The 26,794-nt window shown below is 36.1% G+C and carries 22 protein-coding genes; 13 read left to right on the forward strand and 9 right to left on the reverse strand.

Features of this window, described 5'->3' with window-relative positions; all coding sequences use genetic code 11:
- Positions 1-427 precede the first annotated feature (427 nt).
- The 5 genes from QNJ66_RS09110 (at position 428) to QNJ66_RS09130 (ending at position 5,690) form a co-directional block, all read left to right on the forward strand.
- A complete protein-coding gene (locus QNJ66_RS09110; RefSeq protein ID WP_300505540.1) occupies positions 428-2,734 on the forward strand; it encodes a ribonucleoside-diphosphate reductase subunit alpha in 2,307 nt (768 codons plus the stop codon).
- 152 nt (positions 2,735-2,886) lie between these two features.
- On the forward strand, positions 2,887-3,321 hold the full coding sequence (locus QNJ66_RS09115; RefSeq protein ID WP_300505497.1) for a DUF29 domain-containing protein: 435 nt from the start codon (positions 2,887-2,889) through the stop codon (positions 3,319-3,321).
- Between the two features lie 302 nt (positions 3,322-3,623).
- Complete coding sequence (locus QNJ66_RS09120) at positions 3,624-4,058, forward strand: DUF29 domain-containing protein (protein ID WP_300505498.1); 435 nt, start codon at positions 3,624-3,626, stop codon at positions 4,056-4,058.
- A 14-nt stretch (positions 4,059-4,072) separates the two neighbouring features.
- Complete coding sequence (locus QNJ66_RS09125) at positions 4,073-4,504, forward strand: DUF29 domain-containing protein (RefSeq protein WP_300505500.1); 432 nt, start codon at positions 4,073-4,075, stop codon at positions 4,502-4,504.
- A 127-nt stretch (positions 4,505-4,631) separates the two neighbouring features.
- Positions 4,632-5,690: a ribonucleotide-diphosphate reductase subunit beta gene (locus QNJ66_RS09130; protein ID WP_300505502.1), complete on the forward strand. Its 1,059-nt coding sequence runs from the start codon at positions 4,632-4,634 to the stop codon at positions 5,688-5,690.
- Positions 5,691-6,186: 496 nt separating this feature from the next.
- Here QNJ66_RS09130 and QNJ66_RS09135 read toward each other — a convergent pair whose 3' ends face one another.
- Positions 6,187-7,512, reverse strand: coding sequence for a hypothetical protein (locus tag QNJ66_RS09135; RefSeq protein ID WP_300505504.1), 1,326 nt, complete (start codon positions 7,510-7,512; stop codon positions 6,187-6,189).
- 118 nt (positions 7,513-7,630) lie between these two features.
- The gene (locus tag QNJ66_RS09140) at positions 7,631-8,431 is read right to left on the reverse strand and encodes a class I SAM-dependent methyltransferase (protein WP_300505506.1); all 801 of its coding nucleotides are present in this window, start codon (positions 8,429-8,431) and stop codon (positions 7,631-7,633) included.
- Positions 8,432-9,044: 613 nt separating this feature from the next.
- Here QNJ66_RS09140 and QNJ66_RS09145 point away from each other — a divergent pair.
- On the forward strand, positions 9,045-9,944 hold the full coding sequence (locus QNJ66_RS09145) for an AEC family transporter (RefSeq protein ID WP_300505508.1): 900 nt from the start codon (positions 9,045-9,047) through the stop codon (positions 9,942-9,944).
- A gap of 48 nt (positions 9,945-9,992) precedes the next feature.
- Here QNJ66_RS09145 and QNJ66_RS09150 read toward each other — a convergent pair whose 3' ends face one another.
- Genes QNJ66_RS09150 through QNJ66_RS09165 form a run of 4 tightly spaced genes read right to left on the reverse strand, consistent with a single transcriptional unit; the run spans position 9,993 to position 13,370 of the window.
- Positions 9,993-10,424, reverse strand: coding sequence for a hypothetical protein (locus tag QNJ66_RS09150; protein ID WP_300505510.1), 432 nt, complete (start codon positions 10,422-10,424; stop codon positions 9,993-9,995).
- Complete coding sequence (locus QNJ66_RS09155; protein ID WP_300505511.1) at positions 10,417-10,653, reverse strand: hypothetical protein; 237 nt, start codon at positions 10,651-10,653, stop codon at positions 10,417-10,419. Before QNJ66_RS09155 ends, QNJ66_RS09150 begins: the two co-directional genes overlap by 8 nt.
- Before the next feature lie 26 nt (positions 10,654-10,679).
- Positions 10,680-12,794 (reverse strand): heavy metal translocating P-type ATPase, encoded by a 2,115-nt coding sequence (locus tag QNJ66_RS09160; protein WP_300505514.1) that lies wholly within the window; start codon positions 12,792-12,794, stop codon positions 10,680-10,682.
- A 39-nt stretch (positions 12,795-12,833) separates the two neighbouring features.
- The gene (locus tag QNJ66_RS09165) at positions 12,834-13,370 is read right to left on the reverse strand and encodes an HMA2 domain-containing protein (RefSeq protein ID WP_300505517.1); all 537 of its coding nucleotides are present in this window, start codon (positions 13,368-13,370) and stop codon (positions 12,834-12,836) included.
- Positions 13,371-13,598: 228 nt separating this feature from the next.
- Here QNJ66_RS09165 and QNJ66_RS09170 point away from each other — a divergent pair, with 228 nt between their 5' ends.
- On the forward strand, positions 13,599-15,428 hold the full coding sequence (locus tag QNJ66_RS09170) for a hypothetical protein (RefSeq protein ID WP_300505520.1): 1,830 nt from the start codon (positions 13,599-13,601) through the stop codon (positions 15,426-15,428).
- A 162-nt stretch (positions 15,429-15,590) separates the two neighbouring features.
- Here the strand turns inward: QNJ66_RS09170 and QNJ66_RS09175 are convergent, their stop codons facing one another.
- Entirely contained in the window at positions 15,591-16,232 is a 642-nt protein-coding gene (locus QNJ66_RS09175; protein ID WP_300505523.1) for a 7-carboxy-7-deazaguanine synthase QueE, read from the reverse strand.
- Between the two features lie 50 nt (positions 16,233-16,282).
- On the opposite strand from QNJ66_RS09175, the gene QNJ66_RS09180 reads away from it, so the two are divergent.
- From QNJ66_RS09180 to QNJ66_RS09200, 5 genes are all read left to right on the forward strand, one after another.
- Positions 16,283-17,314: a CAP domain-containing protein gene (locus QNJ66_RS09180; RefSeq protein ID WP_300505525.1), complete on the forward strand. Its 1,032-nt coding sequence runs from the start codon at positions 16,283-16,285 to the stop codon at positions 17,312-17,314.
- Between the two features lie 192 nt (positions 17,315-17,506).
- Positions 17,507-18,826, forward strand: a complete 1,320-nt coding sequence (locus QNJ66_RS09185) for an FAD-binding oxidoreductase (RefSeq protein WP_300505528.1) — start codon at positions 17,507-17,509, stop codon at positions 18,824-18,826.
- Positions 18,827-19,288: 462 nt separating this feature from the next.
- Complete coding sequence (locus QNJ66_RS09190) at positions 19,289-20,038, forward strand: Uma2 family endonuclease (RefSeq protein ID WP_300505530.1); 750 nt, start codon at positions 19,289-19,291, stop codon at positions 20,036-20,038.
- Between the two features lie 196 nt (positions 20,039-20,234).
- Positions 20,235-20,618 carry a DUF2780 domain-containing protein gene (locus QNJ66_RS09195; RefSeq protein ID WP_300505531.1) on the forward strand — a complete coding sequence of 128 codons (384 nt, stop codon included), beginning with the start codon at positions 20,235-20,237 and terminating at the stop codon, positions 20,616-20,618.
- 261 nt (positions 20,619-20,879) lie between these two features.
- Positions 20,880-22,688 carry an aspartate kinase gene (locus tag QNJ66_RS09200; RefSeq protein ID WP_300505532.1) on the forward strand — a complete coding sequence of 603 codons (1,809 nt, stop codon included), beginning with the start codon at positions 20,880-20,882 and terminating at the stop codon, positions 22,686-22,688.
- A 223-nt stretch (positions 22,689-22,911) separates the two neighbouring features.
- Here QNJ66_RS09200 and purH read toward each other — a convergent pair whose 3' ends face one another.
- Positions 22,912-24,462 carry a bifunctional phosphoribosylaminoimidazolecarboxamide formyltransferase/IMP cyclohydrolase gene (purH, locus tag QNJ66_RS09205; protein ID WP_300505534.1) on the reverse strand — a complete coding sequence of 517 codons (1,551 nt, stop codon included), beginning with the start codon at positions 24,460-24,462 and terminating at the stop codon, positions 22,912-22,914.
- A gap of 190 nt (positions 24,463-24,652) precedes the next feature.
- Positions 24,653-24,871 (reverse strand): DUF4327 family protein, encoded by a 219-nt coding sequence (locus tag QNJ66_RS09210; protein ID WP_300505536.1) that lies wholly within the window; start codon positions 24,869-24,871, stop codon positions 24,653-24,655.
- A 465-nt stretch (positions 24,872-25,336) separates the two neighbouring features.
- On the opposite strand from QNJ66_RS09210, the gene QNJ66_RS09215 reads away from it, so the two are divergent.
- On the forward strand, positions 25,337-26,431 hold the full coding sequence (locus tag QNJ66_RS09215; protein ID WP_300505538.1) for a class I SAM-dependent methyltransferase: 1,095 nt from the start codon (positions 25,337-25,339) through the stop codon (positions 26,429-26,431).
- Positions 26,432-26,794: the final 363 nt, after the last annotated feature.

Consider the following 26,794-nt stretch of genomic DNA (forward strand, 5'->3'; position numbering starts at 1 on the left):
TTTTGATTATTGTTCTGACACAAAGTATGATTGAAATCATTAAAGTGATTCAATAGAGTAGCAAATAGTACACATATTTAACACTTAAATCAGTAATCAATTAATGTGAACAACAATAGTGTTCACATTTTTTCTTGAAAAATAGTTTAAAAAACTTGCTTAAATGCTTGGCTTTAATAGTATTAATTCCCTCGTATAATACTTAACTCTCCATTAATTGTAGTAGAGATCACAATTATGAGGTACAAAACAAGCTAAGGTAAAAATCCGCGCTATCTACATATAGAGTAATTGAGCTAATATTCTTGGAGACAGAACACCATATCTGTGGTATAACCAAAAAGTGTCCTTATCAAGTTGACATAAATTGCCTGGAAAAAATTAAGTACAAAATTATTATTTTTCATTCGTCCTAATAGTATAAATGATGCAACCCACCGTCTTAACTTCCCCTCAACAAACCTTTAATAACGACACTCAAACCTCTTCTATCTACCATTCACACCTAGGAGACGGTAAAATTAGAGTGAGACGACGGGACGGATCTTGGACTGCGTTAAATATAGCCAAGATTCGGGCAGTGGTAGAATGGGCTTGTGCTGGACAAGAAGTAAATAATATTGCCCTAGAAGCAGGGTTAACAACTCGTCTCCGGGACGGCATTACCACCAGAGAGATCCAGGATAACCTAATTAACTGTGCTTTGGAAATGTGTAGTCCAGACGAACCAGACTGGCGTTATGTTGCAGGAAGACTTCATATCTGGAGTCTCTGGAAAGATACCCTAGTCAATCGTGGTTATCAGTATGGCAGCTATGAAATTACAGCCAGGACTAAAGTAGAATGCAAACAATACGATAATCGTCTCTTAACCTATTCTACAGCAGAATTACGAGAAGCCGGAACATGGATTAATTCAGACTGGGATACTGACTATGACTATGCTGGGGCGGTTTTGTTAACCAGTCGTTACCTTTTGGAAGATGAACTTCCCCAAGAAGCGTTTTTAACCTGTGCTTTACTTTTGGCAACGGTAGAAAGTCCCGAAAATAGATTACCTTGGGCAAAACGATTTTATGAAGCCATAGCCAAGCGCAAAGTGTCTCTGGCAACCCCTATTTTAGCTAATTTACGGGTTCCGGGGGGATCTTTGACCAGTTGTTTTATTTTGTCCATCGATGACAACCTGGAGAGCATTTTTGAGGAGATTACTAACACGGCGAGGATCTCCAAAAATGGCGGTGGTGTTGGGGTCAATGTCAGTCGTATTCGGGCCACTGGTAGCTGGGTGATGGGCAAAAATAACGCTTCTGGGGGCGTTATTCCTTGGATTAAATTATTAAATGATACTGCGATCGCTGTTAACCAAGGAGGAAGACGGGCCGGGGCCGTTACGGTTGGCTTGGATATTTGGCATTTAGATGTACCAGAATTTTTGGAAATACAGACAGAAAATGGCGATCAAAGACGGAAAGCTTATGATGTTTTTCCTCAGTTAATTTTGACCGATGAATTTATGCGTCGGGTGGAAAATAAGCAGGAATGGACGTTAGTTGATCCTTATGAAGTTAAGGAAAAGTTTGGTATTGAGTTAGCCGAATTATGGGGGGAAAAGTTTGAGGAAGCTTATCGTTTAATCGAGGGCCGATTAGATAGAGAAATTACTCTCTATAAGCGTGTTAATGCTCGTGAATTGTTTAAAACAATGATGCGATCACAGGTGGAAACGGGGATGCCTTATTTAGCTTTTAAAGATACCATTAATAGGGCTAATCCTAATAAGCACGTTGGCTATATTCCGGGTGTAAATTTATGCACAGAGAGCTTCTCAAATGTTACTCCAGGACAAGAAGCACATTGTTGTAATTTAGTTAGTTTAAATTTAGCAAATATTGAGGAAGAAGAACTCGATTATCTCTGTAATATTTCGGTTCGTATTCTCGATAATACCATCGATATTACTAACCCTCCCTTTGGCGATGCAAAAGCACATAATGATCGATATCGTACTGTTGGAGTCGGTTGTATGGGGTTAGCTGACTGGTTGGCTAAAAAGGGTTTAACCTACGAAAATATAACAGAAATTAGTAACTTATTTGAAGAGGTAGGTTATTGGTGTACCCATACGTCTATGGAGTTGGCAAAAGAAAGAAGTCCTTATAATGCTTTTGAGGGAAGTGACTGGAGTAAAGGGTTATTAATAGGCTCAAAACCTGTTGATTGGTTCCTTGAAAATGCTGCTAAAAAAGAGCGTTGGGTTCAGTTATCAGAAGACATTAAAACATTCGGTATTCGTAACTCCCATATAACTGCGATCGCACCTAATACTTCTTCTTCTTTGGTACAGGGTTGCACTGCTAGTATTCTTCCTGTTTATAGTCGTTTCTTCTACGATAAATGGGCAAAAGGAACTGTTCCTATTGCACCTCCTTTTATTCAAGAATCTTTTTGGTTTTATCACGAAAATAAGACCTTAGATCAGCAAAAAGTGGTTAAAGCAGTTGCCACTATTCAACAATGGATAGATACAGGTATTTCTATGGAATTGTTGTTTAATTTGAATCAAGGTGTTTACTTTGCTGATGAACCGGAACGTTGTTTAACTGCTAAGGATATTTTTGAGACGTTACTATTAGCTTGGAAAGAAGGTTGTAAGGCAATATATTACGTTAGGACTGTACAAAAAGACGATTTTAAAGAGTCTGATAATAATTGCACTGCTTGTGCTAATTAATAATTAATTCCGTAGGGTGGGCAAAATGTCCACCTTTTAAATTTTTAAATTAATTGATATTGAGAATTTTTTTAGGTATATATGTATGTCTAGAAAATTTAAACAATATCCTCTAAAATAGTAGTTTTATATCTATTATTTTTGAGGGGATAATGAATCAAAATTTATATGATACCGACTACCATCTTTGGTTAGAAAAAACTGTCCAAATATTACAAGAAAGAAAATTAAAAGATTTGGACATCCCTAATTTAATAGAGGAAATATCTGATATGGGAATTAGTCAAAAAAAAGCAGTAAAAAGTAACTTAAAAATTCTGCTTTGTCACCTATTAAAATATAAATATCAACCAGAAAAGCGTTCAAAAAGCTGGTTATCTACTATTTTTGAACATCGGGACAGACTAGAAGATGATTTTTCTGATAGTCCCAGTTTAAAACGATATTTTGGGGAAGTTTTTGAACCTTGCTATCAAAAAGCAAGAAAACAAGCATCAATTGAAACAGGTTTACCCTTAGAAATTTTTCCCATTAACTGTCCTTTTACTCATGAAAAAGTATTAAATATGGATTATTTACCTGAATAGTATAAAAAACTATCAACAGATATTAAATGTTTTTAAAAACATTTAATAATAATTTATTTATGACCATAATAATCAAGAAATAAAGTTAGTAATTATTTCAATAACTTCAACTAAATTCTCTTTAGATAGGTTTCACAAGGAACATAAAGACGAATATAATTAGACATAATTTTTTACTATAATTTTATCTCAGTAAGTCGATGCACTGCCTACTCTAGTATTTTAGACTGAGGTGCTTCATGTTAAAATTTTATAATCAGTCTAAAGAGTTAAGATGATACTAATCAAAAACAGAGGTCATTATGAAAACGAACTTATATGATAAAGATTATTATTTATGGTTAGAAGAAACTGTACAATTATTACAAGAGGGAAAATTTACATATTTAGATATTCCTAATTTGATAGAGGAAATAAAAGATATGGGAATTAGTCAAAAAAAAGCAGTAAAAAGTAACTCTCGGATACTATTAATGCACCTATTAAAATGGAAATATCAACCCAGTAAATGCTCAAAAAGTTGGAAGTGTTCTATTATTGAACATAGAAAAAGAATTAGAGATAGTTTTGAAGATAGTCCTAGTTTAAAAGTTTATTTTGCTGATAACTTTGACTTATGTTATCAAGATGCTAGAGAATTAGCTGCCGCAGAAACAGGATTATCTATCAATGAATTTCCTATTGAATCTCCTTTTTCCCAACAAGATACCTTGAAACCAGATTATTTCCCCGAATAAAAATAGAGGTCATTATGAAAACGAACTTATATGATAAAGATTATTATTTATGGTTAGAAGAAACTGTACAATTATTGCGAGAGGGACGATTGACAGATTTAGACATCCCTAATTTAATAGAGGAAATGAAAGATATGGGAAGAAGTGAGAAAAATGCTTTAGAAAGCAACTTAATCGTCCTATTAATGCACTTACTAAAATGGAAGTATCAACCTCAGAAACAAAGCGGTAGTTGGCGTAGAAGTATCCGAGAACATAGAAGACGTATCTTAAAAGCCTTTAGAAATAGTCCCAGTTTAAAAAGATATTTTGAGGTAGTTTTTGATGAAAGTTATCAAGAAGCACGAAAACAAGCCGCCGATGAAACCGGACTTTGTTTAAATACCTTTCCAAAAAATTGTCATTTTAAAATTGAGGAAATTCTTGATTCTGAATACCTACCATAAAAGCTTTGTCTATATAGAAGAAATAAAAACATTGGTGATCATTGAAACAAAAAAAAATTTGAATTAACTGAGTGATAGAAAAAAATCTTCTATAATTAGTTAATGTACCTTGATTATTAAATTATAAATGATTGTCACGAATCAAACAGAAATGCCCATCAATCCTATCTTTAATCCAGAAGGAGATGATGCTATTGAAAATCGTTCTATCTGGTTTGGGAATACCACAAACTTGATGCAATTAAACGATGTTCGTTACACATGGGCAGTGGGTTTATATCAACAAATGAGGGAAAATTTCTGGATTCCTCAAAGATTGGATGTTACTCAAGATGTAACTGATTATGCTAATTTAACGGATGATGAAAGATACGCTTATGATGGAATTTTATCCTATCTTACCTTTTTAGATTCTGTTCAAACTTGTAATATTCCTCACCTAAAAGGTAGTATTACTGCCCCAGAAATTAGTCTTTGTATGGCAGAACAAATCTCTCAAGAAGGGATGCACAACCAAAGTTATCAATATCTAATTGAAACAATTATTCCTCCAGAAAGAAGGACTCAAGTTTATGATTTTTGGCGTACTGATAAAGTTTTAAAAGATCGCTGTGAATTCATTGCTAAGTTGTATCAAAAGTATATTGATGATGCAACTGCTGAAAACTATTTTATTGCGTTGATGGCTGATTTTTTGTTAGAAGGACTCTATTTTTATAATGGGTTTATTTACTTCTATAATTTAGCATCTCGGATGTTAATGCCAGGGTCTGCTGACATTTTTAAAATGATTAATCGTGATGAGTTAAGTCACGTTAGATTATATCAAAAATTAATCCCAGAAGCGAGAAAAGTTTTTCCTCATTCTGTTGAACAAATCTATGAAATGTTTGACATGGCGGTTAATTATGAATGTCGCTGGACTAATCATATTGTTGGGGATAATATCTTAGGAATTACTGAGTCTAGTACAGAAAAATATACCAAGTATTTGGCTAATATTAGATTACGCTCTATTGGTTTAGAACCCCTTTATCCTGAACCTAAATACAATAAGAGTCCTTACACCCATTTAGAAAGGTTTTCTGATACTAAAAAAGAGGCACATACTAAGGCGAATTTCTTTGAAGCAACTGTTACCAGTTATGTCATGTCTTCCGGTTTAACAGGATGGGATGAAATTTAGGTTTCAATAATGAATAATTACCTCTCCCCAATATCAGAATTTTAAAAAATAAAATATGAATGTTTTTTATCCTTTGAAGGAGAGGTTTTAAACCGAATTAATTAATTATCAGTTATCCATTGAGAACAGTCTGTAATCCTTTGTGAGAAAGCATTTTGTTGTTGTATAAAATTATGACAATAGAATGCTTCATTTTTTATTATACTCACATCTTGCACCTGACGTTGAAAACCCAATTTTGACCTAAATATAGCAGTCGCCAAGGCTATTAGGACATTTTTCTGTTGCCTGTTGCCTGTTGCCTGTTGCCTTAAAATACAATTTATGTGTCCTAACTAACCTGTCTATTGCTATAGCAAGGAATTTAATAGGGTTTCAGCCCTTAAAAATCCCCTTTTAAAGTCCATAGCTTACAACTTGAAAATCCTCCTGTCTCCTGCCTTCTGCCCCCTGCCTCTTCTAAAAAATAAAATGGGTTTGAGAAACGGATTTAGTATTACCATATATTTTGCATATTCTTGATGCCAGCTACAAATGCTGCACCGACCAATTGACAACGCTCGTAAAAATCTTGTTCACTGGTTTGGATGTTAGAAGTTTCGTTGGATGTTACAAGTCCCCTATTATATTCAATTGTCACTGTATTTATGGTTTTTGATATTAAGTTGTCATCATTAATATCAAGATAATAATTGGCTTTTTTTATTACTTCTTCTAACCTTTTCAGCATGGTATTGGTAGCACCATAAACATCAGGACGCGATTTCTCCCAATTATCAATATTAATGGGTAGTCTGTTAGAAGCCTCCTGTATCATGGTTATAAAGGGATTGACAAAAGCTTCCATTTGAGATTGATTAACAGTACTATATTTATCCGGCTCGTCAGGATTTGAGACATCTAGGACTGACACCAATGGTCTAACTAACTCTTGATACGATTTCAAATCATAGGTATTGCGTAGATAATCTAGTAGTGCTTTGGTCTCTGTACCACCATTGTGCGGTGCAAATTTAGTTAAGTTCATACCATCTAGTTTTGGTGAAAATAACGCATCGAGTATTTCATGGGAAAATGCTGAATAACTATGTGGTTCTAAACAGATAATAGGATAATTCGGACTTGTCATATACGCAGCAGCACGACATGCTCCAGCTACAGCAATACTCAAATCATGATTCTTTTTTAACCCTAGTTTTGTTTCTTCAGTAGGCTGAGAAATATCTTTGTATAGAGGGGTCCCACGATAAGTGTGTGTATTGTAGACCTGATTAGTTCGACCTTCTTTTGCTGGGGCGCGATTGCCATTGCTAATAATCAAATTTGTCAATACTGCCGAACCACAGACAAAATTTTGATTATTTTGCCAAATACTTCCAGATACTTCCAAAAGCCCAACATCTGCTTGATTCCAAATTGTGTAAGGATTACTAGAGCATACGGATTGATCAGCAATTACTTCATCAGATAATAGTCCATCAACACAAGAAGGTGGTAAGGTTCCGGCATGTGGTACATCAAGTATCATTTGTTTTTGAGTGCCTAAACGACTAGGTCGGATAAAGCTGATGCTGGAGTCACTACACCCCGTAATAAAAAGTGTATCGACCAATGATACAACGTATACTGGCGTATCTTTGTACTCAAAATATGGTCGTGCCACCAACAGCATGGCATCATACATTTCTTGTGACATATTAGGATATTGTTTTTTTAACCAACTAGAGAATATGACTTGCTCTGAAAACTCTTCGAGTATATTTTCATTGCTTAAATTCTTTCCGGTAAAACGCTGTATAAAATCAATTGCTGTTCTGTGCATACTGACCATTTATTTTTCTAACATAAACTAAATAAACATTACCATATCTGATGTTTTCAGATTTCTTGGTTTAGAAATCTGCTATCCTTTCATAATTTTATTTTTTTTTGATACTTAATCAAAATGTTTCTGGTTTATACGTGGATGTAACTTGATAAATTCCCCAAACTGGTTTAACACTAATGGTTAGAAACCCTACATTTTCTAACCATTGTTTAAGATTACCTTGAGCATAAATAGCTGAATAAGGTTCTCTAAATAGTTTAATGAGCAATTGAAGATGTTTTAATCTATTTTGATTAGCATCTAAGATAATTAACTGTCCTTGGGGTTTAAGTAATCTAAAACTTTCTTTGATAATTAGTTGAGAAATAGAATTAGGGGTTTCATGCAATAGTAAGGAAATGGTAATTAAATCATAGGAATTTGTTAACATTTCCGTAGCTTCTGCTAATCCATGTTTCCATTGTATTTCTAAATTTTTATCTTCTGCTTTTTTCTCAGCCATTATTAACATATAGGGAGATAAATCTAAGCCTGTAACTAAGGCTTCTGAAAATATTTGTTTTAATTTTATGGTATTGGAACCAGTTCCACAACCTAAATCTAGAATTTTCTTAGGTTTGAAGCTAATTTCATTCAATAAACATTGACGTATCCATTGTTCATAAGGCAAGGTTGCCAAGGGGGTTATGATATCATAAGTAATAGCAGCAATGGAATTAAGATAACCTTGGGGAATTCCATGATAATTAACTGATGTATAATAAGAAGGATAGGTAAATAATGGTCGTTGAAAATGAGTAATTTCTTCCTCCCAATCTATTGATTCATACCATTTCAGATTTTTGTCTCCTATCAAGGTTGCGATAAAATAGTTCAGAAACATCTGGCTAATTTTTGTAAACTTAATTGTCATAGATTATTTAATGATACTAATGATATGGAATTCAAACTCAAACCAGTAACTAAAAACAATTCTTCTTTTTAATTGATACTTAATTTCGTTAAAGTTCTTTCTACAATTTTGATTAGTGGTGCTACACTTTGGGAATTAGCAAATTTATACGCTAGTTTCAATGGTTGAGATTTTAGCAATCACTTGAACTGAATTTTTTTAGTAGATAGATTTGCTTTAATTAGTCATGGTATTGAAGGAATTATTGCAGCCTATTATGCTAGATCACAAAATCAAAACCCATATCAGTATAGCATCTATACCTTTTTTGTGGGAACTCCTGGTTTATTAGAATTGAAAATAAGGAAATTGGGACTTTAGTAATTGCTTTTAAAGATAGATTATGCCGATTTGGATTTGAATATTTTGAAAACTTTTTAACAATACATGAAGGAAAGCTAAATTTACTGTATAAAAAGAATAATGGCTAAAAAAGATGAAATAGCCTTAAAAGTCAGAAAAGTAGTTAACTCCTTATTTTCTTACTGCTGGCATAATAAATATAAAATAAAAATGAAATATTAATTAGTGAATCTTTGCTATAATCCCAAAAAACACTAAGGTTAAAACCTAAATGACTGTTTTATTACCTGCTATTATTCCGGTTGCCTTTATTATCATTATTGGAGTTATTGCTGGCAAAACATTAAGCCTTGAGAAACAAACTTTATCCCAATTAATTGTTTATATTTTAGCCCCTGCTTTAATAGCTGACAGTTTATACACAACCACTATTTCAGCAGAAAATGCAACCCGATTATTATTAGGGGTATTTATTGTTGCTTTTATTCTTTTTTTGCTGGTTTATTTAATTAGTTATATTCTCAAATTTCCTCCCATTACTCGTAAAAGTTTAATCGCCACTAGCTTACATCCTAATACTGGTAATATGGGACTACCTTTGGTGGATTTTGCTTTAGGGGAAGAGGGGTTACAAAGGGCAATTATTTATCTGATTGGTTCCAGTATTTTATTATTTGGTATTGCACCAGCTATCCTCGCCGGAACCAGTTTAAAACATAGTTTAAAAGTAACTTTCAAATTACCTTTAATGTGGGCAATTTTGGCAGGGCTAACTTTAAGATTTTTTCAAATAAAACTCCCTTTTAATTTAGGAGAAGCTTTACATATATTAGGTAGAGCGGCTATTCCTGTTGCCTTAATTATTCTGGGTATGGAATTAGTAAAAACAAAATTTAAAGTGACTAAATTTGAACTAATTTCTCTTAATTTTAGGTTAGTATTAGCCCCTTTAATTTCTTTACTCATAGGCACAATTATTCAATTACCTCCCTTAGATTTACAAGTTTTTATCCTACAAAGTGCCATGCCAACCGCAGTAAATACTATTGTTTTAGCAGCAGAATTTGGTGGAGAATCTACCAAAGTTGCTAGGACTATTGTTGTCACAACATTACTTAGTTTTCTTACCCTACCTTTAGTTTTATGGGTCGCCGATAACGTAAACTATTAAGTAGTTAAATAACCCCGCAGTTACTGACGGGGAGACGGGGAGTAGGTTTTATGGACAAAGTTCAATGGTCCAATTACCAGAATTATCACCCCGAGAACAGGATTGTTGAGTTCCTGCTTCTACTAAACCCCATTGACCTGTGGATTGATCAAACTCAAACTTAAGTCGGTAACGTAACCCTTTAACCGAATCATCAGGTAAGTTCATTTGAGTTAACATCAAAGTCCTTTTAAAACCTTCTTGTTCAATTACTTCAATTTCTTGAGAAAAATTTCCCTCAACCGGTTCCTCTTTGTTACCAAATAAGTTTAAGGCGATGGTTTCAGGATCTTCTGCTGTTAATTCTCCTTCAAGTTTACTAAGATCAACAGGACGGTAAGATTCTTCTTTCCCTAAAGGACTATTCTGGGCAGTACAACCCATCATAATTAAGCAAACACCAAAACCCAATGCTATCGATCGCCAGGAATATTTATTCATCGATTTTTTGATTTTTATCTGACATTTCATAAGACAAATATATACCAGTTTTGATCACAGACTTAATGATCGGACGAGCATATTTAGCAGCAGCAGGAAGAGCAATAGTCCCTAATAAAATTGCTCCTAAACCTACCACACCACTAGAATCACCCTTATGATGGTGATCGTCGATGATTTCTTTTAAGTGTAGGCTAAAAACCGATTTATCCCAGTGAATAGGTGACATGAGTAGACAACTCCTAAATAGAAAAGTTAACTGCTTTCTAGCTGATGTTGAACCAAAGGCCGTAAACTATTTAATCCGGCGGCGATCGCAGTGCCATTATGGATGAGGGTGGCTAATAATGGGTTAAGGCCAACGCTGGTGGCCAAACCTAACGCCGCTAAGTTGGGGGCAACCACCATCAAAGTATTTTGATTAATTAAAGCTTTGGTAGCTTTGGCAATGGCGATCGCTTCTAACAAGTCCATCAAGTTATTGTTCATCAACACCACATCGGCGGTATCTCTGGCAATCTCGGACCCGTTTTCAAAGGAAATGGAGACATCTGCATAGGCCAAGGCCACTGAGTCGTTGAGTCCATCTCCCACAAAAGCGACGGTTTTACACCCATTATGCAAGTCACGGACAATTTTTGCCTTATCTTCGGGAAACGCCTCTGCATGGACGTTAGAGAGGGGAATCTGTAAACGTTCGGCCACTTCTGTTGCCCTGGTTTGGTTGTCTCCTGTGAGAAGATTGACCTCGATATCATAGTCTTTCTGTAAGCGTTGGATTAATTTGGTACTTTCGGGACGCAGGGGGTCGGTATAGTAGATAATGCCCTGAAATTCTCCATCACAGGCTACATAAATGGGTGATAAAGCCGATTTTTCTTGCATTTGAGGGGTTTCTTGGATGGCTACCCCTTTACTGATTAATAGTTTTTGACTGCCCACTAACACGGTTTTCCCTGCAATAGTGGCTACCATCCCTAACCCTACTTCGTAGTCCCAATGGTCACGGGGTAAGATATTAATGTTCTCCTGTTGGGCATATTTAGCGATCGCTTCGGCAATGGGGTGAGTAATGCGTTGTTCCGTGGATGCTGCTAATTGAAGCAGGGTGTTGGCATTTACTGTTTCTGTGACGGTTTCTACCCCCATAACTTGAATATTGCCTTCTGTGAGGGTTCCGGTTTTATCGAAGACAATGGTATCAATTTCTGATAATAGTTCTAAGGTACGACCACTTCTGACTAAAATGCCGTGACGGGTGGTATGATTTAAAGCCCCTAAAAAGGCGGTGGGAATGGAAACCCTAATACCTGTTACAAAATCTAAGGTAAGAATAGAAGCCACTCTTTGGGGATCTTGGGTAACAATTAAAATTAGGCCAGCTAAACATAGGGATGGCATCATTAATTGTTCTGCTAAATTGGCTGCGTAGTTAGCCATGCGAGTGTCATGGACGGGGGCTTTTTCGAGTAGTTGAATACTAGCTGCTGCACGGGTTTTTTCTCCTACTTTGTCACATTTTATGCGAATTTCCCCTGATCTTAATAGGGTAGAGGCATAAACATCAGTCTCTATTTCTGCCACAACGGGCATTGATTCTCCTGTTAATTGTTGTTGATCAATGATGGCTTTTCCTTTAATTACTTTGCCATCAACGGGAATTCTTTCTCCTGGATAGACTACTACAATATCCCCTATTTCTACTCCATTACTTTCTACATGAATAATTTTATTATCTCTTTCTACCCAAGCAAAATGGCCAATAGTATCTAATAAATTGTTGGTTTTTATTTCTGTGGATCGGGCGGTTTTTTCACGAATAATATCTCCTAGTTCGTGTAGGGTAATTACTAATGCTGGTGTTACCATTTGTCCTTGCAAACCGCTAAAAATTAGGGCTAAACTATCTAAACAATCGATGTTTATTGTTTGCTTATTAGATAAACTTTCGTAAGCTCTTTTTACCACAGGAAAAGCTGCTTTTAGTAGGATTAAACTAGCAACTAATTTCAAGCCAGGAATGGGTAATTTGCTGGCTCCAAATGCTAATATTGTGGCTAAACTAGGAAGGGTTAAAGTTGACCATTCTTCTAGATTTTTTTTCTTTTCTTTTTTGATGATTAAATTATAATTTGTTTCGGCTTTTTCTATAATATCAACGATGTATTCCTCAATTTTATACTCTTTTTTGAAATTATAATCAATCACAACAGAAGCTGCCCAATCATTTAAGCGAACTTTTTCAATACCATTTGCTGCTTTTAAAAGCTGTTTAAGACGTAAAGCAAAACGCCGATCATAGCTTAAACGATGAATACGAAAGCGGACTCTTCCAGGTATATGATGAACGATCTGGGGAATAGTCTTCATGGAGATTGTTTAGATTTTCAATGAGCTTATTTTTCGATTTTATGAGACAGTTTGTTCTGCTTTATTCATAATATTTAGTAAACGTAAACCTAATTCTACATCAGATAATCCTTGCGCCTCATAATTAATCACTATTGAAGCTGCCGGACGATTAATACGGCACTTGATCACATGATCATCTTCTTCCAATAGTTGGGATAAAACCCGACAAAATTCTATATCCTGGGCTAGTCTGGGAATTTTAACCCGTATTCTTCCAGGAACAGAGTGAATAATAGTATATTTGCTATTTTCTTCCCTTTCTGTTTCTAAACGTCCGTTAGAGCTAGTGGTAGCTGTTACTGGAGTTATCTTTTTGAGATTAACAAAAATTTGACGAGAAATACTGGCAATGGCTAAATTAACAATCAGCGCGTTAGCCCCTCTCAATTGTAAACGACTCGTAATAAAAATCCCCAGAATAACCGGAAGAATCATCTCAACTTCGCTATGATCGTTTAAAAACTGGATGAGTTTTTCTTCTGCTTCTTGCAATTTTATGCCATCAGTTGTTGCAACCGAAGCTTGATCTATCATTCTTTATTTCCCTTGCAGTTCGGCCTTTAATACAGTTAATTTCCTATGGGAAGATCAACTCTATAGTTATATATTAATGATAATTGATCTTATATAGATTAATCAACTTGAAAAGAATAGCAACTTTATTCTGGTCTTATCCGTCTTTATGCTTAATTTTAAATTAGCTTATTTATTTGCTTGTTCATGATGAATATGGTAAAAGACAGGAGATTTATCCTGATATCTTTGTTATTTGCCCTAGTTTCTCTGTCTTACGGGTTTCTTGTTATCAAAGACTTTCTGCATCCTTTAGTGGGAAGTGGAGATACTTCTCAATGGTCTTACATTGGTTATTATTTTGCGAAAAACCTAAGTTTTAATCCTTTTCCTCATTTGAACTTAGTTAGTGACCAAGTCTTTTACCCCTATGGTACCAATCATGTTTTTCAATCTTGGATGATCGAAGAAAATATGATTTATTCTCTTCTTTTCTCCTGGTTTGGTTCGGGTCCTTGGTTACAGTTTATTACCTTTTTTTCTGTTTTGTTGAGTGCGTTGGGAGTCACTGCTTTATTAACAGTAGATTATGGATTAATTCGGGCTAGTGGATCTGGATTAATTATCACATTTTTTAATTTTTATAGTATTCATAAATATCCTCATCATCTTAATTTTTGTTTCTTGCATTGGACTATTTTGAGCTTTGTTGCTGACTTTTTAATAGTCAAAAAAGTGTTTCTTAGGGAATTTATTCCATTACGATTAATCTTAGTAAGAATTGCTTTAATTTTTCTCTGTTTAGGTCAAGATTTAGGTTATGTCGCTGGTTATGCTTTAATGTCTTTAACCGTTTCACTTTCCTGGATCTTTTTATTAATGGTTTATCGAGAAATTAGTGAAAGAATATCAATTATAGAAATTACTTATAATGTCTGGAAAGACTACAAAGAAGAATTTAGACAATTTCCTCGTCAATGTTTATTATTAATAGCAATCATCGGTATTTCTGGATTTCTTTATGTTCCGATTGTTCTACAAATTTTCCAGGAAGCACAAAGACCTGAATTTGCCAATATTCCTACCCATGTAGTAACTTGGACCAATCCTTTAAGATTATTTATTCCTTGGTTACCTAACTTAAATCCTGAACCTCGTTATCGAGATACTTTTAAAGATTTAATCGAAGGAGATGCTTTAGGAGAAGGTAGTATTGGCTGGTTTTTATTAATTATTGGTTTAGGGGGACTTTGGCAGTTTCGCCGTAAAATCGCTATATATATTCCTCTAATTATAATTCTTTTACTGTGTCTTTTTTACCATACCGACTATTTCCCTACCCTAAAAATATTTCCTTGGTTTAGCTTTCATCGCATCGCAGGTAGAAGTAGCGTTATTTATCCAATTATTTTTACTCTTTTCTCTCTAGGAATTACTTTTAATCATCTACGTCATCCCCTGAGAAAAATCTTAACTATTCTTCTTGTTTGTTTAGCTTGTGCGGAACTTTATACCGGTTATTCTTTTAAGCAAGGCTATAAAACATTACCGTTAGCTCAGGAATTTTATGATTACATGAACTTTGTCAAAAATCAGCCATCACAAGCAGTTTTAGATTATCCTTTCTGTGTCACAGGTGGGAATACAGTGGGTTCAAGAGAAGGATTATGTCCTTATTATGGTGAGTTAAATACCTTACACGCCAATAAAATATTTCATGAGAAAAAAGTTGTTGGACAATATTTTGGTCGTCTCCATTCTTCACAAATTGTACCCTTTATAGAAACCGGATGGGATCAATTATTCAGTGTTACTCAGCAAGGTCAATGTTTTAATCAACAACAGTGGACATTTTTTGAGGACTTTTACAAGTATAATGATTTTGCAGGTATTAATCTTTATGTTGATTTGTTGCCTCAAAAGTGTTTGCCTGAATTCTATCAAAGATTAGGTGAACCTGCTATTGAAGCCAATTTACCCAATGCTAGGCGCGCGCAATTTATTCCAAAACCTGAAAGTTTAAGAAATCAAGTTAACAAAAATTTAGGGAAAACCATAAAATTGGAATTACCTTCTTAGGGAGTTAGAGGTTATTTATATTAACTATAGCAGTCGCCAAGGCTATTAGGACATTTTTCTGTTGCCTGTTGCCTGTTGCCTGTTGCCTTAAAATACAATTTATGTGTCCTAACTAACCTGTCTATTGCTATAAAATAAGTTTTATCCTAACTTCTGACTTTCCTAACGAACCCCCAAAAATTTATGAGTTTGTAAACTCATGCGCCATTGAGAATGGTTGAGAATATAATCAAAAATTAGGTCTTTACTTTCGGGATGATTCCATTCAGGTTGTAAGTATTTAATGGTTTCAGGAGGAACCTTTTTTGCTTGTTCTTCGGCCCAATTTAAGTCCTCTTCGTTAGCAATGACAACCTTTAGTTCGTTAACCTGGGAATATATACTTTTATGGGGAAGTTTAAAAGGTTTGGGGGAAAAAGTTACCCAGTCAAACTCTCCACTAAAAGGATGGGCCCCTGATGTTTCTAAATGAACCCGTAACCGTAACTTTTCTAACGCCTTAGTTAAGGGCGATAAGTCATACATCAAGGGTTCTCCTCCTGTAATTACTACCATGAAAGGGTTAGCTTTTTGAGAGGCTTCTGCTAACATTTTAGTAGACTGTTGAGGATATGTTTTGCTAGTCCAGGACTCTTTTTGATCACACCAAGGACAATGAACATCACACCCTGCTAAACGAATGAAAAAAGCATTTGTCCCTGTCCAGGTTCCTTCCCCCTGTAAGGAGTGAAAGGTCTCTACAATGGGATAATTAACTAATTGGGGTGCGATCGCTTTTTTGCTCACTGACGCTAAACTATTCATACTCTATTCTTAACACTCCTAACAATTTTAACTGTTTTTTCTGTTGCCCTATGAAAAATCATTCTTATCAACGCTTATTTACTTTTTGTTTGTTGACATTGGGTTTAATGGCTTGTGAGTCTCTTGAACCTATCGCTATTCAAAATATTCCTATCACTGAAACCACACCTTCTAATCCTCCTCCTAGTTTAACCGATCCTGCACTTCTAAAAACACTGGAAAAAGCAACTTACCGAGAAATTAATCAATATCGTTTATCTAAAAATTTACCACCCTTAAAACTTAATCCTCAAATTAGTCAACAAGCTAGAATTCATAGTGAAAGAATTGCTGCTGGTATCATTCCTATTAGTGAGCAAAATTTAGAAAAACGATTAGAAATTATTGGTTTAAGTACCCCCCATGAAAATGGAGCAGAAAATTTAGCTACCCATAAAAATGATTATGACCCTGTTCAAGCCACTCTAAAACAGTGGTTAAATGATCCCAAAACTGTGAAAAATATTGAAGGCAAATACGATGAAACTGGAATTGGTATAGCACAAAATAGTAAAGGAGAATATTATTTTACACAAATATTTATAAAAGGAAAGCCTTCTATTATTGCCCGTTCTCCTGAAGTTAGTAATAGTTTAGAACCCTGGAAAAAATCAGATATTTTAATAGAAAATGCTAGTCAAAATGGTCAATTTTTAGTTGCCCTAGAAGAAGAAATAAACCGTAAAGTTAATCAGTATCGTCTTTCCAAAAATTTACCCCCATTAACAATGAATGCGGAAATTAGTTATGTTGCTAGACAACATAGCCGAGATATGGCAAACAAAAAAACAACCTTTAGTCATGATGGTTTTGATAAGAGAGCCGAAGCAGTGGGAAAAACGATTCCATATCGTTCTTTTGCAGAAAACTTAGCTTACATAAAAGGCTATCCTAACTTAGCTGATGTCGCAGTTGAAGGATGGATAAATAGTCAAGGTCATCGTGAAGCTATGGAAGGTAATTTTAATTTAACTGGGGTAGGAATTGCTAAAAATGCTGATGGGGAATACTATTTTACTCAGTTATTTTTATTAGAAAGATAAACATTTATAGTAATTAATAATTGTAAATTGATTAGTAAGTATTAAGTTATGATTTGTCAAAGATAAACTTAAATATAACGCGTAAAAATTAAATTGAATTCAAAAGCTAAACCATGAAAAATCAACGCTGACAAGTTACATAATTTGTTAAAATAGATACAGATAAATTTACCTCTACATTTAACAAAAATTATGCACCCAAACATTGATAAAGTCCAACAAGCCTTATCTCATTTAGAAATTATTACCGATCCCCATCAAATTACGAAATTATCCCTTGATTATTACCATTTTAGTCCTATTTTGCAGCAAAAATTGCAAGATAAACGGGGAGATATAGTCATTCGTCCTACCACAGAAGCAGAAGTCATAGAAGTCGCCCAAACTTGTGTTACATACAAAGTTCCCTTAACCGTTAGAGGGGCCGGAACCGGTAATTATGGTCAATGTATTCCCCTAGAAGGAGGTGTAATTCTTGATACTACAAAAATGCAACAAATTCTTTGGTTAGAACAAGGGGTTGCTTGTGTGGAACCTGGTGTGAAAATGGCCGCCTTTGATAAACTGGCCAGACAAACCGGTTGGGAGTTGCGTATGGCACCTTCTACCTACCGTACAGCGACTATTGGAGGGTTTATTGGTGGTGGTAGTGTGGGGATGGGATCTGTAAACTATGGACAATTACGCGATCGAGGCAATGTTCGCGCTTTACGCATTGTAACCTTAGAAGATGAACCCTGTTTGATGGAATTAAGAGGGGATGAAGTACAAAAAGTAAATCACGCCTATGGTACTAATGGTATTATTACACAATTAGAAATTCCCTTAGCTCCTACTTATCCTTGGGCTGAAATTATCGTTACTTTTAATGATTTTATGCAAGCTGCAAAGTTTGGTCAAGGGTTAGGAGATAGCGACGGTATTGTTAAAAAATTAATCACCGTTCATGCTTCCCCCATTTGTGGTTATTTACATCATTTAAAAGACTATTTACCCGAGAATAAACACGCTGCATTGTTGATGGTTTCGGAATATGATTTAGAGGCATTGAAGGATTTAGTTTATGAATATAATGGGGAAATAACTTATCTAAAAACCGCCGAAGAAGCGAGTAAAGGAACCAGTTTATTAGAGTTTACTTGGAATCATACCACTCTTCATGCTCGTGCAATTGATCCCAGTATTACTTATTTACAAACCTTTTACTTTACCTTAGATAATGTGGAACACTTTTATAATCATTTTGGGGATGAAGTAATGATTCATTTAGAGTTTTTGAAATTTCAAGGTAAAGTTATTCCGGCAGGGTTACAGTTGTTTCATTTTACAACAGAAGAAAGAGTCAATGAAATCATCCGTTATCACGAAGAAAATGGTGCAGGTATTGCCAACCCTCACACCTATTTGTTAGAAGGAGGAGGCCGAAGAACCATTGATTCTCCCCAGTTAAACTTCAAAAAAGAAGTCGATCCATACAGTTTAATGAACCCTGGTAAAATGATGATTAATTAATTAATTGTTATTTAGAATAGGATTATACTTAATTCAAAATCATTAAACTATAATCCTAATAATTATCTTTCCTCTGGTGAAGATTAATAGGGTGTTCTAGCATTAATTTGGACTAGAAAGCAAGATTAGTATTTCGGAGTAGATTTCACTATGTGTTGTGTTATAGTACAAATTCTATAAACGTCTATTTGTAATGATAGTGAGAATAAACATGATAATTTTAGATTATTATCACAATTTTACTAATCTTGATTTGTTCAATGTTTTGTTTATTATCCTTAGTCCTTTTTTTCTTTTAAACCGACTATTGGATACCATAACATCAATGTTCAAAAATAATTCTTCTGAGGTAACGACAGAAACTGAGGAAAGTTAGTCTAACCTGAACAATAATCTATTTAGGGAATATATAATAAAGTTAAGCCATAAGTTCAACATATCTGAGTGACTTAAAATAATGCCATGCTATTAAACTATAATCCTAAACATTGTCTTCCCTCTGCCGAAGATTTACCCGACTCTGATGATACACCTGTGGATAATCAATTACAAGACCTCATTCCTCATCTATTATTAGATATTCTGGCTTTAATTTGGTCTGAAAGACAAGATTGGTATTTTGGAGTAGATATGGGTATCTACTACGATCCCTATCAGCCAGCTATTGTTCCTGATGGATTTTTAAGTGTTGGAGTTCCTCGTATTATTGATGAAGACTTACGGTTATCTTATGTCTTATGGGAAGAACAAAAAGTGCCAATTTTAGCCTTAGAAGTAGTTTCTCATAAAAGAAGAAAAGAATATACTAAAAAGAAAGACTTTTATGCAGAAATGGGAATTTTATATTACGTAATTTATAATCCTTTACGGAAAAGAAAACCCAAATTAGAAGTCTATCAATTAAATAATGGAAATTATGAATTATTACCGGGGGAAACTATTTGGTTATCAGAACTCAATTTAGGAATAGGAAAAGAAATAGGAACTTATCAAGGTATAGAAAGAGAATGGTTATATTGGTATGATGAAAATGGCCAGCGTTATTTAACCCCCGAAGAAAGAATTAAAGAAGAAAGAGAAGCAGGAAAACTGGAGGGTAAATTAGAGTCTGTTCCTCAATTATTAGCATTAGGTTTAAGTGTAGAGCAAATTGCTGAAGCTTTAAATTTAGGTATTGAGAAAGTCAGAAAAATAACTGAAAATAATGACTAATCAAAATCTTACTCAAACTGTTAAAAATAACCTCATATAGTAATCAGTTTTCAGTTGTGAAAATTAAGTCTGAGTAGAAGGCAATGGGGAACTTCGGAACAGGAAATAAGAAAAGAGATATCTGATGAATCATTTCTTATTGCTCCCAATTTTTTTGAGTTGCCATTAAAATAAGGAAAATTACACAGTAATCTTCATGGAACTTATTCAACTTTTAACTGAAAATCTCGGCGTAGAAGAGTCACAAGCTCAAGGTGGTGCTGGACTTCTTTTTCAACTGGCAAAAGACAAGTTAGGGGACGATGATTTTGCTACAATCGCAAATTATGTTCCAGGTATAGAAAATTTGCTCTCATCTGCTCCAGAAGCTGGAGGAATGATGGGTGCATTAGGTGGACTAGCTTCAGCTATGGGAGGGGAAGCAGCCGGAATCGGAAATCTAATGAGTTTAGCAGGGGGTTTCTCCAAGCTGGGATTAGATAGTGGAATGATAGCCCAGTTTGTCCCGATTATCCTCTCTTTTCTTCAAAATCAAGGAGGCGATGAAATTAAAAACCTTCTAGAAAACGTTTTGAATTGAGACCCTATCCTTTCAAAATTCATCCCTATCTAAAATATGAGTATTCCTAAAATGGTATTTTTAGATGGGGACTTCTCTTGAGATTATGTTAAATTTAGGCGTTGAGAAAGTAAGAAAAATAACCGAAAATAATAACTAATTAGAATCTTGCTCAAACTGTTAAAAATAACCTCATAGTATAAGAAAATATTACAAATTCCCCACAACCCCTGAGTAATTTTGCTACATTAAACGTTAGATATCTCTGCATCTATTTCAACTATGGCTCTAATTGTCCAAAAATACGGAGGAACCTCCGTCGGGTCAGTAGAACGGATTCAAACCGTTGCCCAACGCATCCATCGAACCGTTCAACAAGGAAATACAGTAGTTGTGGTCGTCTCTGCTATGGGCAAAACCACCGATACTTTGGTGAATTTAGCACAAGAAATTACCGCCAACCCTTCCCGACGAGAGATGGATATGTTACTCTCCACCGGGGAACAGGTGACTATTGCGCTGATGACTATGGCCTTACAAGAAATAGGACAACCAGCCATCTCCTTAACCGGGGCGCAAGTAGGCATTGTTACCGAAGCCGAACATAGTCGGGCCCGCATTCTCTCCATTAAACCCGATCGCATCAAAGGCCATCTGGATCAAGCTCAAGTTGTTGTTGTAGCAGGGTTTCAAGGAATTAGTTCCCGAGAAAATTTAGAAATAACCACCCTAGGCCGTGGAGGTTCAGATACTTCGGCAGTGGCCCTCGCAGCTTCCTTAAACGCTAGTTTTTGCGAGATATACACCGATGTTCCGGGTATTTTAACCACAGATCCCCGTCTCGTCCCCTCAGCGAGATTAATGGCAGAAATTACCTGCGATGAGATGTTAGAATTAGCTAGTTTAGGAGCGAAAGTTCTGCACCCCAGAGCCGTAGAAATAGCTCGCAACTATGGAGTTCCTTTGGTGGTCCGTTCCAGTTGGAGTGATGCACCTGGTACTCGTGTAGTTTCCCCTATTCCCAAACCCAGATCCTTAGAGGGATTAGAACTAACCAAAGCAGTGGATGGGGTAGAATGTGACCGAGATCAGGGAAAAATTGCCCTATTACGGGTTCCCGATCGCCCAGGTATCGCAGCCCGTTTATTTGGAGAGATCGCCCATCAACAGGTGGATGTGGACTTAATTATTCAATCTATCCACGAAGGAAATAGTAACGATATTGCCTTTACCGTGGTCAAAAATGTCTTAAACAAAGCCGAGGCCGTAGCAGAAGCGATCGCCCCTGTATTACGCAGTACCCCCTCCAACCCCACAGAAGCGGAGGTGATGATAGAAACGGGGGTAGCGAAAATTTCTATTGCAGGTGCCGGAATGATCGGCCGGCCAGGTATTGCAGCAAAAATGTTTAAAACCTTAGCTGAGGCTAATATTAACATCGAAATGATCTCCACCTCGGAAGTTAAGGTGAGTTGTGTGGTTGCCCAAAAAGACGGCGATCAAGCGATAAAAGTGTTATGTGAAGTCTTTGATGTGGAGTTATGCTCTAACCCACTAAACGCCCAAACCGTAGCCACGGCCCCTCCTGTGCGTGGGGTGGCCTTAGATATGAAACAGGCGCAAATAGCTATTCGTCATGTTCAGGATAAACCAGGGATGGCGGCCAGCATTTTTGGGGTGTTGGCGGACAATAATATTAGTGTGGATACTATTATTCAATCTCAGCGTTGTCGTATTTTGGCAGGAAAACCCACCCGTGATATTGCCTTTACGGTAGCCCAAGTAGATGTTGAAGCAGCTTGTAAGGCGTTAAATCATCTTTCTGATGGCTTTGATGAGGTGGTAGTGGATGAAGATATTGCTAAGGTGAGTATTGTGGGTGCCGGTATGATCGGACAACCGGGCGTTGCTGCTCAGTTTTTTGGGGCCTTGGCTCAACAAAAGATAAACATCAAAATGATTGCTACTTCTGAGATTAAAATTAGTTGTGTGGTTCCCAAAGAAGAAGGGGTAAAGGCTTTAAAATCTGTTCATGATGCTTTTGAGTTAGCTGGTATGGAAACAAAAGTAAGTCAATCCTTAACTGATTAAGATTTAAACTAGAAGAAACTCCCACCGTTAACCCCTTGGGTGGTCATTTCATTTATCATTTATCATTCGTTTGGAAGTAGGCTTGAAACCTCTCCCAAACTTCTTTCTCCCTTTAGGGAGAGGCTTGAAACCAAAATGTTCAATGTTCAATGTTCAATGTTCAATATTTGGTCAAATTTGCTGCAACTGAGCTTAATTGTTGCAGCACAAAAAACCATCATTATCAATGGAGAAAATGACGCATTTTTGTCAACACCATCACTAACCCTAACTCATTGGCCGCAGCAATAGAATCTTTATCCCGTAGGGATCCCCCAGGTTGCACGATCGCCTGTATCCCAGAAGCAGCAGCAGTGCGTACAGAGTCATCAAAGGGGAAGAAACCATCACTAGCAAGATAGCCTCCATTAGTACCTTCTCCTGCTTCTTCTAGAGCAATTTTCACCGCCCCTACGCGATTCATTTGACCGGCACCAATGCCCAAGGTGGTACGATTTTTGGTCACCACGATCGCATTTGATTTAACGTGCTTGGCTACTTTCCAGGCAAATAATAACTCGGCCAGTTGCTCAGGAGTCGGTTGTTTTTCCGTTACCACTTCCCAGTTATCCGGCACATCTACCGCATCGTCGGAGTCTTGTACCAATAATCCACCGGCGATCGCTTTTACCGTTTGCTTCGGCCCTTGGGTTACATCAGGCAATAACAAGACCCTAACTTTAGCTTTTTTACTAATAATCTCCTTAGCTTCTTCGGTGCAACCAGGAGTTACCACACATTCTAAGAAGGTTTTAGTTAATTTCTCTGCGGTTTCCCCATCTAATGGTTGGTTTAAGGCAACAATTCCCCCAAAGGCGGAAATAGAGTCGGCGTTAAAGGCTTGTTCGTAGGCATCTGCTAAACTGGCAGCTACGGCTACCCCACAGGGGTTAGTGTGTTTAAGAACGGCTGCTGCTGGTTCTTTGGGGTCAAATTCAGCAATAATCCGTCTTGCTGCTTCTAAGTCAACTAAATTATTGTAACTGAGTTCTTTTCCTTGCAGTTGTGTTGCCGCAGCCCATCCTGTTGCTTTGGTTCCCCGTTGATACCAAGTTGCGCTTTGATGGGGGTTTTCTCCATAACGCAGGGTTTGCAAGGCTGTTCCGGCAGCGGTATAACGACTGGGTAAGGTGGCGGTTTCTGCTGTGGAAAGACTGGCAAAATAATCTGCGATCGCTCCATCGTAGGCGTTGGTTAAGGCAAAGGTTTCTCCTGCCATTTTTTGTCGAAAATTCAAGGATGCTTCCCCGTTATTATCCTTTAATTCTTGTAAGTAACTGTCGTAGTATTTAGGGTTCGATAAAACAGTAACGTGGGCAAAATTTTTAGCAGAAGCACGGAGTAAAGTCGGTCCACCAATATCAATTTTTTCTATCGCTTCAGCTACTGTAACACCAGGTTTAGCGATGGTTTCTTCAAAGGGATAAAGATTAACCACGACTAAATCAATGGGACGAATATCATTACTGTTCATATCCTCCATATCTTCTGGCACATTTCTACGGGACAAAATACCGCCATGAATGCGAGGATGCAGGGTTTTAACTCTTCCTCCTAAAATTTCTGGGGAACCTGTATAGTCACTAACTTTTGTAACTGTGAGTCCGGCTTCTTGTAGGGTTTTGGCCGTGCCTCCACTACTGATTAATTCAAAACCAAATTCATTGACTAATTGACGGGCTAATTCAACAATTCCTGTTTTATCTGATACACTCAGTAAGGCTAACCTTGCCATTGGGAAATTATCTCTCGAATAAACTGATATTTGCTTCTATTGTCCTATAAGTTTCTTGATTATAAGCTAAAACAAATCTTAATTTGCCACAGAAAAATTACGGATAAAGACATAAAAAGGGGTATAAGGATCATATTTTAATTGTCCTTGTCCCCCCATTTATGTTAATATCTTCTCGATAAACGGTGCTTTAATCGTTGTTCCAATCCTGCGCTGGAATTAAATCAGCAATGCAATCTCTGAGTAAGAAATCATTCCTTTCTAACTCAGTTTCTATACAACACCATTCCCCTGAAGGAAGATATTGACACAAGGTATAGATTCTTTGTTGTCTATCTACTTTCCCTTGTTCTACTAGATGCAATGCCTCATCTTTGATATCTTCTATGGTATACCTTGTCATTAACATAGCCCAGTCCCTCCTTAAGCGTTAACTCTAAAATAATGTTTATGTTTCGGTTAAATAGACTTGTAATTAAGAAAATAAATGGACAGGACACGAAACCTAGCAGTTCAGACAACTGGCCTATAAAACTACCTGAGTATTAGTCCCTATTCATATTGTAGCCATTGTAACATTCTAGTGAAAGGAAAATTATTAAGACTTAATTAAAGTTAGATTAAACATTAGAAATCCTCTCTAACATTATACTTTTTATTAGGGATGAAAAACACCTTTTATATTCTGCAAAAAGGATGTCAAATTAATACAATTGTTAATATATTTTCTATGGCTATTTTAAATGCTCAGGAGTTAGACAATAATTATTAGAAATGATCTCATTGATAAATATCCCTTGACCTAACTTTTTAGATTAGATACACTAAAAAAGGTTTTTTTAATATTTTCTCCCCTTACTAAAAACTGGTTTCAATGCAATCAACCTCTAATCCTAATTTACTGTCACCATTCTCTGATACCTTGACCAAGTTGGCTTATCAAGGGTTCCAACAAACTAAAAGTGTCTTTAGTTTTACTCATAAAACAATCAGCGATCACTTAACAAATACCTTTGTTCCCACTCGTCAAGATATCACTTCTCCTCTCTCTCCAGAATCATTATTAAAATTACAGGAAAGTCGGAGTCAACTGTGTGACATAGACTGGGAAGATGCCCAAAAAGGGGTCTATCCTGTGGAAGTTTTATTTGATAGTTTTTTGCCAGATTTCCTTCGCTATTATCCTGAAGTATGGCTAGATTTACCGAAAATATGGTCAAGATTGCAACGCAAAGAATATCAATCTTTTGCCGACAACATTGAAAAAGAAGGTTATCCCAGTTACTATTTACAAAACTTTCATCATCAAACCGACGGTTATCTGAGTGACTCCTCAGCTAATCTTTATGACTTACAAGTAGACCTTCTTTTTAACGGGGTAGCCGATAGTATGCGCCGTCGTATTCTTGCTCCTTTAAAAGAAGGATTAAAGACATTTTCCTCTGTTCCAGCTTATCAGATTAAAATGTTAGACGTTGCTTGTGGAACTGGACGTACTTTAAAAGGACTTCGGGCAACCTTTCCTAAAGCGTCTTTATTCGGGGTTGACTTATCACCTGCCTATCTCCGTAAAGCCAACCAACTGCTATCAGAAAACCCTCGGGAACTGCCCCAACTCTCCCATGCTAATGCAGAAGACTTGCCGCATCCCGATAACTTTTTTCATGGGGTTAGTTGTGTGTTTCTCTTTCATGAGTTACCTGGGTTTGCTCGTCAACAAGTTATTGATGAGTGTTTTCGGGTGACAAAACCAGGAGGAACGTTTGTTATTTGTGATTCCATGCAGTTATCAGATTTTGTTGAGTTTGAAGTGATGCTGAACAATTTTTCTGCTATGTTTCATGAACCTTACCATCAAGATTATATCAGAGATAACTTAGAGGAAAGATTAGAAAAAGCTGGGTTTGAATTAGTGGAAACTCAACTACATTTTGTTAGTAAATATTGGATTGCTCGTAAACCAGAGTAAAATGGGTCAAGTGGGGCATTAAAAGATAATGCCTCATAAACTAAAATAGCTTAATTTTCATCGAAAAAATTAAGCGTGTAGGGAATGTGAGCATCTTGCTCACTAGGCCAATGCTATACCAAACTAAAAAAGAGCTTAACGACTGATATTAAGCCCTCACACATAAGAATTGAGAATTTAGAATTAAAGGTTTGACTATATTTGTGTTGAATGTTTAGGATACAATGAAAAAACTCTGAATCCTTATTCTATTTTTGTTTTTTCGGCTCTCCCGTAGTTATGGTGATAAGTAAAACTTATACTTCGTAGGGTGGGTTAGGCGCAGGGTTGATTTTAATGAAAAGGGCATAAGTTTTGGTCTGC

The sequence above is a fragment of the Crocosphaera sp. genome, assembly GCF_030064895.1.
Classification (GTDB): Bacteria; Cyanobacteriota; Cyanobacteriia; order Cyanobacteriales; family Microcystaceae; genus Crocosphaera.

Excerpts from the sequence above, each read along its gene's own strand:
- QNJ66_RS09130 (WP_300505502.1), top strand. The coding sequence starts at position 4,632 with ATGATTGTCACGAATCAAACAGAAATGCCCATCAATCCTATCTTTAAT.
- QNJ66_RS09175 (WP_300505523.1), bottom strand. The coding sequence starts at position 16,232 with ATGAATAGTTTAGCGTCAGTGAGCAAAAAAGCGATCGCACCCCAATTA.
- QNJ66_RS09125 (WP_300505500.1), top strand. The coding sequence starts at position 4,073 with ATGAAAACGAACTTATATGATAAAGATTATTATTTATGGTTAGAAGAA.
- purH (WP_300505534.1), bottom strand. The coding sequence starts at position 24,462 with ATGGCAAGGTTAGCCTTACTGAGTGTATCAGATAAAACAGGAATTGTT.
- QNJ66_RS09120 (WP_300505498.1), top strand. The coding sequence starts at position 3,624 with ATGAAAACGAACTTATATGATAAAGATTATTATTTATGGTTAGAAGAA.
- QNJ66_RS09140 (WP_300505506.1), bottom strand. The coding sequence starts at position 8,431 with ATGACAATTAAGTTTACAAAAATTAGCCAGATGTTTCTGAACTATTTT.
- QNJ66_RS09150 (WP_300505510.1), bottom strand. The coding sequence starts at position 10,424 with ATGAATAAATATTCCTGGCGATCGATAGCATTGGGTTTTGGTGTTTGC.
- QNJ66_RS09160 (WP_300505514.1), bottom strand. The coding sequence starts at position 12,794 with ATGAAGACTATTCCCCAGATCGTTCATCATATACCTGGAAGAGTCCGC.
- QNJ66_RS09190 (WP_300505530.1), top strand. The coding sequence starts at position 19,289 with ATGCTATTAAACTATAATCCTAAACATTGTCTTCCCTCTGCCGAAGAT.
- QNJ66_RS09145 (WP_300505508.1), top strand. The coding sequence starts at position 9,045 with ATGACTGTTTTATTACCTGCTATTATTCCGGTTGCCTTTATTATCATT.
- QNJ66_RS09110 (WP_300505540.1), top strand. The coding sequence starts at position 428 with ATGCAACCCACCGTCTTAACTTCCCCTCAACAAACCTTTAATAACGAC.
- QNJ66_RS09185 (WP_300505528.1), top strand. The coding sequence starts at position 17,507 with ATGCACCCAAACATTGATAAAGTCCAACAAGCCTTATCTCATTTAGAA.
- QNJ66_RS09195 (WP_300505531.1), top strand. The coding sequence starts at position 20,235 with ATGGAACTTATTCAACTTTTAACTGAAAATCTCGGCGTAGAAGAGTCA.
- QNJ66_RS09215 (WP_300505538.1), top strand. The coding sequence starts at position 25,337 with ATGCAATCAACCTCTAATCCTAATTTACTGTCACCATTCTCTGATACC.
- QNJ66_RS09155 (WP_300505511.1), bottom strand. The coding sequence starts at position 10,653 with ATGTCACCTATTCACTGGGATAAATCGGTTTTTAGCCTACACTTAAAA.
- QNJ66_RS09115 (WP_300505497.1), top strand. The coding sequence starts at position 2,887 with ATGAATCAAAATTTATATGATACCGACTACCATCTTTGGTTAGAAAAA.
- QNJ66_RS09180 (WP_300505525.1), top strand. The coding sequence starts at position 16,283 with ATGAAAAATCATTCTTATCAACGCTTATTTACTTTTTGTTTGTTGACA.
- QNJ66_RS09200 (WP_300505532.1), top strand. The coding sequence starts at position 20,880 with ATGGCTCTAATTGTCCAAAAATACGGAGGAACCTCCGTCGGGTCAGTA.
- QNJ66_RS09165 (WP_300505517.1), bottom strand. The coding sequence starts at position 13,370 with ATGATAGATCAAGCTTCGGTTGCAACAACTGATGGCATAAAATTGCAA.
- QNJ66_RS09135 (WP_300505504.1), bottom strand. The coding sequence starts at position 7,512 with ATGCACAGAACAGCAATTGATTTTATACAGCGTTTTACCGGAAAGAAT.
- QNJ66_RS09210 (WP_300505536.1), bottom strand. The coding sequence starts at position 24,871 with ATGTTAATGACAAGGTATACCATAGAAGATATCAAAGATGAGGCATTG.